The sequence below is a fragment of the Dokdonia sp. genome (genome assembly GCF_039945015.1).
GTDB lineage: Bacteria > Bacteroidota > Bacteroidia > Flavobacteriales > Flavobacteriaceae > Dokdonia.
In genome coordinates, this window is sequence record NZ_JBDUXP010000018.1 from 321,939 (window position 1) to 338,186 (window position 16,248).

The 16,248-nt window shown below is 36.0% G+C and carries 6 protein-coding genes; all 6 read left to right on the top strand.

The window, feature by feature from the left end; genetic code table 11:
* Positions 1-102 precede the first annotated feature (102 nt).
* Complete coding sequence (locus tag ABJD27_RS13040) at positions 103-3,231, top strand: SusC/RagA family TonB-linked outer membrane protein (protein ID WP_348165455.1); 3,129 nt, start codon at positions 103-105, stop codon at positions 3,229-3,231.
* Positions 3,232-3,249: 18 nt separating this feature from the next.
* Positions 3,250-4,869 carry a RagB/SusD family nutrient uptake outer membrane protein gene (locus tag ABJD27_RS13045; protein WP_348165458.1) on the top strand — a complete coding sequence of 540 codons (1,620 nt, stop codon included), beginning with the start codon at positions 3,250-3,252 and terminating at the stop codon, positions 4,867-4,869.
* Positions 4,870-4,964: 95 nt separating this feature from the next.
* The gene (locus tag ABJD27_RS13050; RefSeq protein ID WP_348165461.1) at positions 4,965-8,261 is read left to right on the top strand and encodes a VCBS repeat-containing protein; all 3,297 of its coding nucleotides are present in this window, start codon (positions 4,965-4,967) and stop codon (positions 8,259-8,261) included.
* A 6-nt stretch (positions 8,262-8,267) separates the two neighbouring features.
* Positions 8,268-11,630 carry an FG-GAP-like repeat-containing protein gene (locus ABJD27_RS13055; RefSeq protein ID WP_348165464.1) on the top strand — a complete coding sequence of 1,121 codons (3,363 nt, stop codon included), beginning with the start codon at positions 8,268-8,270 and terminating at the stop codon, positions 11,628-11,630.
* Positions 11,617-14,883 carry a VCBS repeat-containing protein gene (locus ABJD27_RS13060; protein ID WP_348165467.1) on the top strand — a complete coding sequence of 1,089 codons (3,267 nt, stop codon included), beginning with the start codon at positions 11,617-11,619 and terminating at the stop codon, positions 14,881-14,883. The genes ABJD27_RS13055 and ABJD27_RS13060 overlap by 14 nt, the downstream gene beginning before the upstream one ends.
* Entirely contained in the window at positions 14,876-16,237 is a 1,362-nt protein-coding gene (locus ABJD27_RS13065; RefSeq protein WP_348165470.1) for a vanadium-dependent haloperoxidase, read from the top strand. Before ABJD27_RS13060 ends, ABJD27_RS13065 begins: the two co-directional genes overlap by 8 nt.
* Positions 16,238-16,248 lie beyond the last annotated feature (11 nt).

The window sequence follows — 16,248 nt, forward strand, 5'->3', positions numbered from 1 at the left end:
TCTTGTTACGTTAACCTAAATTTTACATAAATTAGACGCACATAAAGTGATGAAACACTAAAACATTTTAAACTAAGCAAACTAATTTTAAACAAGAATCTTATGAAGAAAGTATTACTTAAAAGTATGCTGCTGTTTGTCGCGGTTCTCTTTGCGGGAATTTCTACTGCCCAGACAGTTTCTGGTACAGTGACAGAGGAAAGTGGTCCTCTGCCGGGTGCAAACGTAATTGTAAAAGGTACCCAAAATGGTGCTACCACCGATTTTGACGGTAACTATACTCTTAACAATGTGGCAAGTGATGCTATCCTCGTATTTAGTTATGTAGGATATTCTTCACAAGAAATTGCTGTAGGTGGTAGAAGTACTATAAACGCTACATTATCTACAGATAACGCACTTGACGAAGTTGTTCTTATTGGTTATGGAACGACGACTATTAAAGATGCTACAGGTTCTGTAGCAGCCGTTACCTCTGAAGAGTTTAACCAAGGAGTTATTCAATCTCCTGAACAATTAATTCAAGGTAAAACAGCTGGGGTACAAATTTCTGAAGCTTCTGGAGAACCAGGAGGGGGAGTTGTTGTACGTATTAGAGGATCAAACTCTATACGTTCTGGGAACAACCCATTATTTGTAGTTGATGGTGTTCCATTAACTTCTTCTGGTGCACCAACACCAAACACTCCAGGTATTGGAGGTGGTAATGCTAGAAACCCATTAAGTTTCTTAAATCCAAATGATATTGAGAGTATTTCTATCCTTAAAGATGCATCAGCTACAGCTATCTACGGTTCTCGTGGTGCAAATGGTGTAATCATTATACAAACTAAAGGAGGAAGAGGAGCTAGTGAAGGTAGATGGGAAATTAATACATCTGTAAGTGCAGGTGTTGTTGCAGATGAATACGATCTTTTAAATAGACAAGAATTTCTTACTGCTGTAGCAGATATAGGTAACGATCCTGCAGCTGCAGATTTTGGAGGTGATTCTGATTTTCAAGATTTCCTTACTCGTACTGCATATTCTAGAAAAACTGATTTAAGTTATTCTAAAAGCTATACTGGTGGTAACGTAAGAGCTTCTTTTGGTTACAGTAATACTAATGGTATCGTAGAAACTCAGTCTCAAGAACGTCTTGCTGGTCGTTTAAATGCACAACATAAATTCTTTGATGACAAATTAACATTAGCATTCCAAGGATCTATTTCTAGAGTAAATGATAGAGCTGCTCCTATTTCTGGTACAGCTGGATCAACAGGTGATTTAATCGGAGCTTCTATCTCTGCAAACCCAACAATTCCAATCGATGCTGATTTTAGCCCTGGAAACAACGTGTTAAACCCTGCTAGTTTATTAACAAACTTTAGAGGAGAATCACACTCAGATAGATTATTATTAAACTTATCTGCAGATTATAAAATTACGGATGAGTTTAGCGCTAAGGTAACTGTAGGATATGATCAATTAGAATCTACTACAGCATCTGCATTCTCGGCAAATGTATTAGGACTAAATGGAGTTTCTGGTATAGGTAGAGGAAACTATAATACATTTGATCAAGACAACTCATTACTTGAAGCTACATTATCTTATAATAAAGAATTTTCAAATTCTAGATTAGACGTAGTTGGAGGTTTCTCTTATCAAGAGTTTGACAGACAAGGTGTATTTGCTCAAGGAGCTGGATTTAACACTGGTGATCTTGAAACGATCTTAACGCAATTAGAAGATACATATAACGCTGCCAGCGGTGCCATTCAAGGATCTTTCCAAAACTTTGGTTATGGGACAAATGGATCTTATGTAAATCGTTTATTCCCTGCTATTAATGATACGGATGTATTACCAACAGGTTTCACTAGAAGTATCACCGGTTTTGTAGGAGACACATTTGATAATACTGACGAACTTCAATCTTTCTTCATAAGAGCAAACTATACGATTGCAGACAAATATTTATTTACAGGAACATTCAGAGCCGATGGTTCTTCAACGTTTGGATCTGATAATCAATATGGATACTTCCCTTCGGGAGCATTTGCTTGGCAATTACACGAAGAAGATTTTGTAGGTGATAATATATCTACATTAAAACTACGTTTAGGAGCTGGTATCGTAGGTAGTCAAGAAGGTTTAGGTCATGCACAGTTTATCAGAAGAGAACGTTTTGGAGGCGGTAGCATCACAAACGACCTTACAGTTACTCGTCCTGGAACATTCGTAACAGGAAATACAAACCCAGATCTTAAATGGGAGGAAACATTAGACTTTAACGTTGGAATTGATTTTGGATTTAACAACGATCGTTTTAACGGTAGCTTTAATGTATACCGCAAAGAGACTTCTGATTTATTATTAAACAGTGCTCTTGCTGCACCTTCTTCTGCAAACATCCCTACTATCTTTAGAAACCTTGATGATGGTATCGTTGTTAACCAAGGAGTTGAACTTGCATTGAACTATGATTTTATAGATACTGATGATTGGGGATTCTCTGCTGCTTTCAATATTGCATATAATAAAAACGAAGTAGAAGATACTGATCAAGTAATTGATACAGGAGCTATTAATGGTAACGGATTAACTGGAGCATTTGCTCAACGTCTTCAAGCTGGTGAGCCATTGTTCTCATTCTTCCTTGCAGAATTTACTGGATTTGATTCAGATGGTTTCCCTACATATAGAGATGTAAATGGAGATGGTGTAGGTGATCCTGATTCTGATAAGACATTTGTTGGAGAGAATGCTGTTCCAGAAATTACATCTGGTTTATCATTAAATTTCCGTTACAAAAGATTTGATCTTGCTACGTACTTAACTGGTCAGTTTGGATTCTCTGTATATAACGCTACAGACAATGCATTCTTTACAGCTGGGGGATTAGCTATTAGTAAAAACGTAACACAAGCTGCTATCTCTAGTGGTGAAGATGGAGCTGCTACAACAGCGGTTTCTACTAGATTCCTAGAATCTGGAGATTTTGTACGTTTACAATCTGCATCTTTAGGGTATAATTGGCCAGTAAGTGGCGATGGATTCTTTGATTCTGTTCGTCTTTCTATTACAGGTCAGAATTTATTCTTAATCACTGATTATAGTGGTTTAGACCCTGAAGTATCTACAAATACAGGATCAATCAATTCATCAAACATTCCAACTGCTGGTATTGATTATTCTTCTGTTCCTAGAGCTAGAACATTCACATTAGGTGTTAATGCACGATTTTAATAAAAAAAAATAGAAACTATGAAACACACATTTAAACTTAAAGTATTACTTGGTATGCTAGCCTTCGGTGCTATCACATCATGTACTGACTTAGAAGTAGAAGAGACAGATTCTCTTATTACATCTGCAGGTTTTGAAGGAGTTGCAGATCCAGACTCTTTTCTTCAAGGAATTTATAACAACCTTAATGGACAAGTTGGTGATCAAGCAAATTTATTTGCTTTAAGTGAAGTTACTACAGATGCTGCTCTTATTCCAACACGTGGATCTGACTGGGGAGATAATGGTATCTGGAGACAGTTACACCAACATAACTGGCAAAATGATCACGCATTTATTCTTAATGTATGGAACCAGTGGAACCAAACTCATTTTGCTGCAACGCAAGTGATCTCTCCACTATCTAATGCATCACAAGCTCAATTAGGAGATGCACATTTCCTAAGAGCATTAGGAACATTTGTGATCTTAGACAACTATGGTCAAGTTCCTTTTCGTGATCCAGAAGCATCTTTATTAGAAGATCCTGCTGTATTAAGAGGTCAAGAAGCAGTAGATTTAATTGTTGCCGATCTTAATACGGCAATTGCAAATTTACCTGCACTTAGTCCAGGAACTGGCGTAGGAGATAATACGTCTGCTCACGCAAGAGGTTCTAAAGCTGCTGCTCGTTATTTACTAGCAAAAGTTCTTTTAAACAAACATATCTACCTTGGTACATCGCCTGATAGTGCAGACATGAACCAAGTAATCTCATTAGTAAATGATATTGAAGGAGAAGGATATGGACTTGTAGATGGATATTTTGACATCTTTAGAAATGAATTAGATGCAGAAACTATCTGGTTCTTACCTACTGGTGTAGGTAACAGAATCTGGAATGGAATGCATTACAACATGGCTCCAGAAATTGCTGGAGGTGGATGGAATGGATTCTCTACACTATCAGAATACTATGATATGTTTGAAGGTGATCCTAACATTAATGTTCCTGGAAGTGGTCAAGAAGAACGTCGTGGACTTGTTCCTACAACGGGAACTCCATTTACTGGTGATGCTGGAACTACAGAATCTGGTAATTTCCCAGGTTTTGAAGCTGGTTCTAATGTTGGATTTGGATTCTTAGTTGGTCAACAATATGAAATTAACGGAGCCGCATTAACAGATCGTAATGGCGCTCCTTTAACATTCAAAAGAGACTTTACAGATGGTGACGGTAACGTTAACTTAATAAACAACGATGAGACTACAGGTATTCGTGTAACTAAGTACAACCCTCGTTATGGAGGATTTACAGAGCACGAAATATTTTTTAGATTCTCAGATGCTCACTTAATGAGAGCAGAAGCAATGATGCGTAGTGGTGGTGATGCTACTGCTGCAGTAAATGAATTACGTATCCTTAGACAAGCAGCCCCATTAGGAACTGTAAGTGAGTCTGATTTATTAGAGGAAAGAGGACGTGAATTATATGCTGAAATTTGGAGAAGAAACGATATGATTCGTTTTGGACAGTTTACTAGAGATTGGGAACTTAAAAGCCCTGGTGCTGTAGGTGATGCAAACTTAAACTTATTTCCAATTCCATCTAGTCAGGTTATATTAAATCCTAATTTGACACAAAACCCAGGTTACTAACCTGAAGTTTGAATTAAGCTTAAAAAGAGGGTTGTTTTTCAACCCTCTTTTTTATTCATTTTTTTTATATTAAGATCGTATTTTAAAAACGCATTTTGAGACCCCTTCTTATACTATTAATAATATCATTTTCTTTCATCTCCTGTGATGAAAAAAACTTTCAAACTAAATTTGTTGAAGCGTCTAATTCTGGAATTAATTTTTCAAACAATGTCCAGAATACACCAGAACTTAATATTTTAAATTACCTCTACTTTTATAATGGCGCTGGTACTGCTATTGCCGATTTTAATAATGACGGTCTAGAAGACATCTATTTTACCTCAAATCAACAAGCAGATCAACTTTATATAAATAAAGGAAAACTACAGTTTGAAAATAGTACCCAAAAATCAAACATCATAAACCAAAACGGCTGGACAACTGGAGTAACTACTGTCGATATTAATAATGATGGTTTTCTTGATATCTATATTTCTAAAGTAAGTGGTCATCTTAACCTCACTGGCAATAACTTGCTATACATAAATCAAGGGGTTGATACTAAAGGGACTCCTACATTTAAGGAACAAGCAACAAGTTTTGGATTAGCATTACAAGGACTTACTTCTCAAGCTTCCTTTTTTGATTACGACCTTGATGGAGATCTTGATGTTTTTATTCTTAATCACTCATTACACCCTAACAGCAATTATGGAAAAGGAGCCTTACGAAAAAAGAAAGACTCAGTATATGGAGATAAATTATTAGAAAATCAAAACGGACAATATATAGATGTAACAGATAAAACAGGGATATTTCAAAGTAAGTTAGGATATGGACTTGGCATATCTACAGCCGATATTAATAACGATGGATATCCTGATCTCTACATAGGAAACGATTTTTTTGAAAATGATTACCTCTATATCAATCAAAAAAACGGAACATTTATCGAGGTAAATTCTACACAAGCAATGTTAGGACATAGTTCTCATTTCTCTATGGGGAATGCTATTTCAGATATTAATAATGATGGATATTCAGATATCATTTCATTAGACATGCTTCCTGAAGATTTGGAAACTTTAAAAGCTTCAGGAACCGAGTACAACTACCCTATTTTTCAAAACCAGCTCCGTAATGGATATGAACCTCAATTCATGCAAAACACATTGCATCTTAATTTAGGTAATGATAAGTATACAGAAACAGCCTTTTTAAGCGGTATCTCTGCAACAGAATGGTCTTGGTCTCCTCTCATAGCAGATTTTGACAACGATGGCAACAAAGACATCTATATCACCAATGGAATACAAGGTGCTACCAATGACATGGATTTTGTAAGCTTTATTTCTAATGAAAGTATTCAAAAAAAACTTGGTAAAGGAATGCAAGCAGAAGAACTTGCGTTTATCAATGAATTACCAGAAAAGAAAACAACCAATTATTTTTATAAAAACAAAGGAAATGCCCAATTTAAAGATGTAAGTACGTCTTGGCAAAACCAACAACCTTCTTTTAGCAATGGTGCTAGTTATGGTGACTTAGATAATGATGGAGATCTTGATCTTGTTGTGAATAACGTAAATCAACCCGCTTTTATATTAGAAAACACAACTCAAAAAACTGAAATAAAAACACATTTCTTAAAAATTCATTTTAAAGGTAGCGACAAGAATATTTCTGGCATTGGCGCAAAAGTTCAAGTATACACAAAGAATAAACAACAACACTTTGAAAACTATACTACAAGAGGATTTCTATCTGCAGTATCCCCATCTATTTTTGTAGGATTAGGAGATAACAAAACTATAGACTCTTTACGTGTTATCTGGCCAGATGGAAAGTTTCAAACTCTCCAGAATATAATAGCAGATCAAGTACTGACAGTAAATTACAAAAATGCATCCAACCATTTTTATAAGCAACTACAAAAAAAACAAAAACCCTATATAAAAAACATTCCTTCCCCTATTGATTTCACTCATTTGGACGGAACTTCTATAGAGTTTAGCAGAGATCCGTTAGTACCTTATGCAACCACAAATACAGGAACATCTATTACCACAGGAGATATCAATAATGATACACTCGAAGACATGATTACACTTGGCGCTAAAGGACAATCTTCTCTTATATGGTTACAGAATGAAGATGGTACTTTTACAAAGCAACAACTTCCAGATGCCAAAGAAACACAAATCAATGAAGATACTCACGCACTAATTTTTGATGCAAATGGCGATCAAAAAAATGACTTATTGGTTGTAAGCGGAGGAAACGAATTTAGAAGAGGGCAGCCACTTCAACCGAGATTGTATGTCAACACACAGGATTCACTACAGAGGGTTTCAGATTCATTTAAAGACATTTTTATAAATGCTTCCAAAGTAACTGCCGTCGATATTGATAATGATCAGGACTTAGACATTTGCATTACGGCAAATGTAGTACCGCACCAATTTGGAAAAACACCAACTCAATATGTATTTAAAAATGATGGAAAAGGCAACTTTGAGGACATAACAATCACCTATGCTTCCGAACTTCAAAACATAGGAAATGTATATGATATTGTATGGAAAGATGTAAACAACGATCAATACCCTGACGCCGTTGTAACAGGACACTGGATGCCTATTTCTATTTTTATGAATGATGGCAAAGCACTCACACTTCAAGACACGCGTGGATTAGAAAAGACACATGGTTGGTGGAATACGCTCGAAGTAGCCGATTTTGATAATGATGGAGATCTAGATATCATTGCAGGAAATTGGGGGAAGAACACAAAACTACATCCATCTGTAGATCATCCTGTTACATTATATCGCAACGATTTTGATGGAAATAATCAGATTGACCCCGTAGTTACTTATTATTACCAAGGCACAGAAACAACCATTGCCACCAAAGACGAACTCGTAAAACAGATTCCTGTGCTCAACAAAAAGTTTTTGTCTTATAACGCTTTCGCGAAAGCGGATATCCAAGAATTATTCGGTAAAAAGAAACTACAAGAATCCGAAAAGAAAGTAGCCTATCAATTTGCTTCTATGTATTTTGAAAACAACGGAAACAACACATTTACAACTCACGATTTACCATTTCTAGCACAGGCATCAACCGTTCAAGACATTCTTATTGAAGATTTTGATAAAGACGGCTTTTTAGACGCGCTTTTAGTAGGGAATAATTACGAAATAAGCACCCAATTAGGTAGGCTAGATGGTTCTCATGGCGTATTTTTGAAAAACAACAGGCAAGGAGGATTTATTACCTTATCAAGTCAAGATTACGACATTTCTGGGGCTTCCCGAAGTATCGAAAAAATTAAAATAGCAAACAGTATCTACTATGTTGTAGGACGTAATAATGATACTCCTCTATTTCTTAAACAAGAGAATTAACAGACTATGCAAGTTAAATTCACATACCAAACTATTCTAATAGCTCTTATAGGGTTATCAATTACTGCTTGTACTTCTAAAACTACAGAAGAAAAAGAAGTACATACAACTCCAGAAAACACTTTATTCAGTCTTCTTTCTGCAGAAGAAACCGGGATTGATTTTATAAATGAAATCGAAAACCAAAGAGACTTTAACATTTTTAAATATCGTAACTTTTATAATGGTGGAGGCGTTGCCATAGGCGATATAAATAATGATGGGCTTGCAGATATCTTTCTTACAGCAAACATGGGCAAGAACAAACTCTACCTTAATAAAGGAGATTTCAAATTTGAAGATATCTCTGCAAAAGCAGGAGTCGAAGGTGACAAACCTTGGTCTACGGGAGTCACCATGGCAGATATAAATGCCGATGGATTACTAGATATTTATGTAAGTAATGCGGGAAATTATGATGCAAATAATCATGACAATGATTTATATATCAATAATGGAGATCTCACCTTTACAGAAAAAGCAAAACAATACAATCTTGCTACCTCAGGGTTTTCGACACACGCTTCGTTTTTTGATTATGATAAAGATGGAGATCTAGACGTCTACATCCTTAACAACAGTAATGTCCCAGTAAGTAGTTTGGGCAATAAAGGACAACGTGACAAACGTGCTCAAGATTGGGAGAATGTAGATAGCAATTTTAGAGGTGTTGGAGATTTATTAATGCGTAATGATGGAGACACATTTACAGATGTAAGTGATGAAGCTGGGATTTATGGATCATTAATAGGTTTTGGATTGGGAGTTATGGTAACAGATATTAATCACGACCTATATCCAGACATCTATATCTCAAATGACTTTTTTGAGCGTGACTATCTCTACATTAATAATCAAGATGGCACTTTTACAGAAGAAATTAAGAAATGGACCTCTCACCTATCCTTATCTGCGATGGGAATTGATATTTCCGATCTTAATAATGATGGTTTACAAGATATCTTTATTACAGATATGTTACCTGACGGAGAAGAACGTGTAAAATCTGTGATGGAATTTGATGGTTATAACGTGTATAAAAGAAAACAACGTAATGATTTTTATCAGCAGTTTATACAGAACACCTTACAAATAAACAATGGCAATGGTACTTTCTCAGAAGTTGCATATCACAGTGGTGTAGAAGCAACAGATTGGAGTTGGTCAGGATTGGTTTTTGACATGGATAATGATGGGTATCGTGATATTTACGTAACTAATGGGATCAATCATGATCTTACAGATTTAGACTTTGTAGATTTCTTTGCCAATGAAATTATGCAAAGTAAAGCTACGGGTCGAAAAAGAGCTATTGACTCTATCATTAATAAAATGCCAGTAAAGCCATTGGCTAATTATGCATATCACAATCAGAAAGATATTACGTTTAAAAACGCTGCCAAAGAGTGGGGATTTGATACACTTAGTATGTCTAATGGTGCTGCATATGGTGATCTTGATAATGATGGCGATCTCGACCTTGTGGTAAATAATGTCAATATGAACTCATTTATCTATAAGAACAACACAGAAGCAGATGCAGATCATCATTATATCAAATTAAAGTTTAAAGGAGAAGCAAAGAATCCTTTTGCAATAGGAACAACGGTACGTTTATATCATGGAGATCATACGGTGATTCAAGAATTAATTCCATCTAGAGGATTTCAATCTTCCATGGAGCATGGGATGACCATAGGGCTAGGAACCTCTCAAAAAATAGATTCATTACGTGTGATCTGGCCTAATGACAAAACACAAACATTTGAAAACGTAACAGTCAACCAGACACTACAATTAAATATTTCTGATGCAACAACAACCTATAAAATCCCTAAGCCCGAAAAAGTAAAGCAACTCTTTCAAGAGGTTTCTAATAAAAGTCTTACCGCACATAAAGAAAATGAGTATAGTGATTTTGATTATGAAGGATTGATTGCAAAAAAACTATCTCAAGAAGGGCCTTCACTTGCTGTAGGAGATATTAATGGAGATGGAAATGAAGATATTTTTATAGGAGGTGCTAGAGGCCAAGCAGGAACAATTTACCTGCATAAAGGACAAGGTGTTTTATCACAAGGAACTAATCATTCTGCTTTTGAAGCAGATGCAAATTTTGAAGATTCAGCGGCGGCATTTTTTGATGCAGATGGTGATGGAGATTTGGATCTTATGGTAGGGTCTGGCGGTAATGAAGTAACTACAAAAAATGATTACAGTGTTCGATTATATCTAAATGATGGTCGTGGCGCTTTCGCGAAAGCGCAACATACAATCCCATCTGCTTTTCAAAATATGTCGGTGGTAGCTCCGTATGATTTTGATGAAGATGGTGATATGGATGTATTTATAGGTTCTCGTAGTGTGATTGCTGTGTACGGTATCAATCCAGAACACCTTTTCTTAGAAAATAAAGGAAATGGAGAATTTACAAATGCAACAGATCGTGTAGCTCATTCTTTAAAAGATGCGGGTATGATTACCGATGCTGTGTGGGCAGATATGGATAAAGATGGAAAAAAAGACCTTGTCATCACCTCAGAATGGGGAACCACAAAAATATTTAAAAACTCAGGAAGAAGACTCTCTGCTATGAAGAGTTCGCTAGACGATCTCCCTGGATGGTGGAATACGGTAGAAGTATCAGATCTTGATAATGATGGAGATCTTGATCTCGTGCTAGGAAACGAAGGGACAAACATTCATTATAAGCCTCAAGATGGAGCTCCAATGAAGTTATATATCAATGATTTTGACAATAACGGAACCATAGAGCAAATCACGACTTTTCAAAAAAATGGAAAGGATTATCCTTTACATCAAAAGAAAGAATTAACAGGGCAATTAGTTTCTCTTAAAAAACAAAACATAAAAGCATCAGACTACGCAAAGCGATCTATCGATGAACTCTTCTCTAAGGAAGTATTGGATGTTTCTATTGTAAAAGAAGTTCAAACCTCATCATCTGTTATTGCTATTAATGAAGGAAATGGTCAATTTAAAATTCAAGAACTTCCTGTACATGTGCAATTATCTTGTGTGTGTGGGATTGCCTGTACAGACATAAACAATGATGGGAATTTAGATCTTATTATGGGTGGTAATAATTTTGAATTCAAACCTCAATATTCTCAACTAGATGCAAATAGCGGTAGCGTATTACTAGGTGATGGTAATTTAGGTTTTGAATGGCAAGATTACAACACTAGTGGTTTTGAAGTACGCGATGAGATTAAACATCTATCTACTTTTAAAGATAAAAATGGTGCGACATTTTTAATTGCGGCGATCAATAATCAAAAACCAAGAGTCTATAATGCCAGCAATTAAAAACATAGCGCTTATAGGTTTTCTTTTATTCTTGTGTAGTTGTACACAAGAAAACACACTATTTAAAAACCCTTCCTCTCAAGATACTGGGCTCACTTTTGAAAACACACTTACAGAAAGTGATGATTTTAATATTATAGACTACCTCTATTTTTATAATGGTGGTGGACTTGCTGTAGGTGATGTAAATGGAGATACCTTACCTGATATTTTCATCTCTGGTAATCAAGTAAAGAATAAACTTTATCTTAACAAAGGAGATCTTAAATTTGAAGATATAAGTGATACTGCTGGTATTGGAGGAAACAGTACATGGAATACAGGTGCTGTGATGGGTGATGTAAATGGGGATGGACTGCTAGATATTTATGTCTGTGCTGTTGTGGGCATTAATGGTTTTGATGGCTATAACGAACTTTATATTAATAATGGAGATACTACGTTTACAGAAAGCGCGGCCGTCTATGGACTTGATCTAGACTCTTATAGCTCAAACGCTGCTTTTTTAGATTATGACTTGGATGGTGATCTTGATATATACATCTTAAATCATGCTGTACATACTCAGAATTCCTATGGGAAAGCATCTCTTAGATTTAAACGCAATTATGAGACTGGAGATAAACTCATGCGTAATGATGACGGAAAATTTACAGATGTAAGTGAAGAGGCTGGTATTTTAGGAGGCATCAACAGTTACGGATTAGGCATTGCCATTGCCGACTTTAACAAAGACGGATGGCCAGATATTTATGTGGGGAATGATTTTCACGAAGATGATTATTACTACTTGAATAATGGTGATGGTAGCTTTCGCGAAAGCTTAAAAGAATATTTTGGACACACTTCTCGTTTTTCTATGGGGAATGATGTCGCCGATATTAATGGAGATGGATGGCCAGATTTAATGTCACTAGACATGTTACCACAAGATGAGCGTGTACTTAAATCGTCTGAAGGTGATGATAATATCCAAACGCAAAAATTACGGATTGATCGTTTTGGGTATCACTACCAGTTTACACGTAATATGCTCTATATAAATCAAAAAGGGTATGATTATCAAGAGACTGCTTTACTGAGTGGCGTAGCTGCTACAGATTGGAGTTGGAGTGCTCTTTTTGCCGATTTTGATCAAGATAGTAGACAGGATCTTTTCATTTCAAATGGCATTCCAAAACGACCTAATGACTTAGATTACATCCGGTTTATCTCTAGTGAGCAAATCCAAAATAAGATCAGTAACACTAAACTTATTGATCAAAAAGCATTAGAGTTAATGCCAAAAGGGAATACACACAATTACATCTTTAAAGGAAAAGAGCATCTTGCTTTCGAGGACCTCTCGGGTACTTGGACAAAAAAAGACACGCTTGTTTCTGGAGCTACTGCTATTGCTGATCTAGATAATGATGGGGATCTGGATATAATTACTAATAACATTAATACCACACCTCAAGTATATCAAAATACTACAGATGCTACTTCAAATTATGTAAAGATTCGTTTTGAGTATACAAAAACAAATGCTCTGGGAATAGGCACAAAAGTGCTTTCATATCATCAAGGGAAATTACAATACAAAGAATTGTATACTGTACGCGGTTTTCAAGCTTCTTCGGAGCCTGTACTCCATTTTGGGTATGGAGCGACACAAAAGATAGATTCGTTGAGAATTATATGGCCAGATCGTACTTCTCAAATACTAAAAGACATTCAAGTTAATCAAACACTTACCATTTCGCCAAAAGGCAATACATCGTATAATTATAAAGCTGAAATCCCTACTATTGATCCTCTTTTTAAACGTGTTCCAGGTAATTTAGGGATTGATTTTACCCATGAAGAAGATCGTTATATTGATTTTAATCGTCAGAAATTAATTCCTTATCAAGTATCAGATCGCGGTCCTGCGATTGCAATAGGTGATATTAATGGAGATCAAAAAGACGACATCTATTTTGGGAGTTCTAAATTTTTTCCTTCCAAAGTCTTTCTTCAGGATAGTACTGGATTTACAGAAACTTCTTTTTCTGAGATTACAAAGGAAGTGGTCACTGAAGATATAGTGGCAACACTTACCGATTTTAATCAAGATGGTCGTGATGATTTATTGATTGGAACTGGAGGTGCCGATTTTGATGATAATGCAAAGGCGCTTAAAGATCTCTATTTTACAGCACAAGACACGACGTTTATAAAACAAATACTTCCAGAAAGTTTCCAAAACGCTTCTACACTTGCTATTCATGATTATGATAATGATGGGGATCTAGATGTATTTGTAGGGAATCAGACTATTACAAATGATTTTGGAAGGCCATCACAGTCGCTACTTCTAAACAATGATGAGGGAGTATTGAGTATAGACCCTAATCACTCGTTTGACACTGTAGGAATGATTACAGATGCTATCTGGAGTGACTTTAATGGAGATGGCTCCAAAGATCTTATTCTCATAGGAGAATGGATGGCGCCTCAGTTTTATAAAAACACACAAGGCACTCTTCAAAAAGTCACAGTCACTGACCCTTCCCTCCATGGACTATGGCAAGCTATCGAGCCTTTTGATATGGATAATGATGGGGATATAGATTATATATTAGGAAACTGGGGTGAAAACAGTAAATTCTCTGCTTCTCCTACAGCACCTATGTATGCGTATCTAGATGATTTTGATAAAAACGGACAATCAGAAACCATCGTTGCTACTAAAAAAGATGGCGCCTACTATCCTTTATTAGGACTCCATGAGCTTGGTGCGCAGATGACGTATCTGCATAAAAAATACACTACTTATAAGAGTTTTGGAGGACAAACTGTTGAAGAGATTTTTGGCAAAAAAGAGCTCTCAGGAAGTACGACACTTACGGTTCATACATTACAATCTGGGTATCTTAAAAATGAAAAAGGGCATTTTACATTTGTGCCTTTCGGCGAAAACTTACAAACATCACCTATCATGGCATTTACTTCTCACGATTTTGACGGAGATGGACAAGAAGAAGTCCTTGCAGCGGGTAATTACTTTGGAGTAAAACCTTTTCACGGAAGATTAGATTCTTTTTCTGGAGCATTGCTTAAAAGTGATGGAAGTAGTACATTAGGACATGCTTTAGGACTTGATCTGGCACAAAAATCAGTAAGACATCTTACAATATTATCACTACATACTAAGAAGTACTTACTAGTTACTTTTAACAACGATAAAGCACACGTATACGAATTACAAAATAAGACGCATCATGAATAACATAATTTCCCGTTTTTTTGGAGTAGTAATCCTCGTTCTTTTCTTTGCTTCTTGCGAAGAAAAATTATCAGAACCTATTATTATCACCCCAGAAGATTTTCATAGATCTGTAGATAATGTAACGCAAGTGATGATACATGATATCTTTTCTCCTCCACAAGCGAGTAGGATTTATGCGTATCCTAATGTTGCTGCTTATGAAATTCTATCGAATACTAATCCAACATATAATTCTCTAGCAACACAGTTAACAGGATTTGAAGCGATCCCAAAACCCACAACTACAGAAAACCTAAACTATGATCTTGCTGCATTAGTAGCACATATAGACCTCAATAGACGCCTCGTTTTTTCTGAAGAAATGATTACAACAAATAGAGATAGTTTATATCAAGTTTGGGGCACACAAAATCAAAAAGAATTTGAAACATCAAAAACCTATGGTCTTGCTGTGGCAGAACACGTAGCTGCTTGGATGGATAAAGATCTATATAAAGAAACGAGAACGATGCCTAAGTTTTCTGTTATTACAGATGACCCATCAAGATGGCAACCTACACCCCCTTCATATGGAGATGGTATAGAACCACACTGGAATAAAATACGCCCTTTTGTCATAGACTCTGCAGCTCAATTCAAACCAGAACCACCACCTGCTTTCTCAATGGATGAATCTTCTGTTTTTTATAAAGAGCTTAAAGAAGTATATGATCTTAGTGAAAGCATTACAAGAAAAGGAGATGATGCCGAAGAAATTGCTATTGCACAATTTTGGGATTGCAATCCATATGTATCTGTAACTCGTGGCCACTTAATGTTTGCAACTAAGAAAATTACACCTGGAGCACATTGGATTGGAATTGCAAAAATTGCCTCTAGAAAAACGGGGCATGATAATATGCAAACCATGTATACCTATACAAAAACATCCTTAGCCATTGCAGATGCTTTTATAAGTTGTTGGGATGAGAAATACAGAAGTAATCTTGTACGTCCTGAAACACTTATTAATGAGCATTTTGATGATAGTTGGCAACCTGTTTTACAAACACCTCCATTTCCTGAATATGTAAGTGGTCATTCTGTAGCTTCTGGAGCAGCAGCAGAAGCATTGACAAGTATCTTTGGTGATGGGTTTTCTTTTGTAGATGATACAGAATTGCCTTATGGACTTCCTGTACGTAGTTTCTCTTCTTTTAGAACTGCTGCAAATGAAGCTGCTGTGAGTAGGTTATATGGCGGCATACATTATCGTGCTGCTGTAGACAATGGTCTTGTTCAAGGAAAGAACATAGGTCGGTTTATTAATGCTAAGTTAAAAATGAAAATCAATAATGCTCAAGCATCAAATTAATACACCTGTTG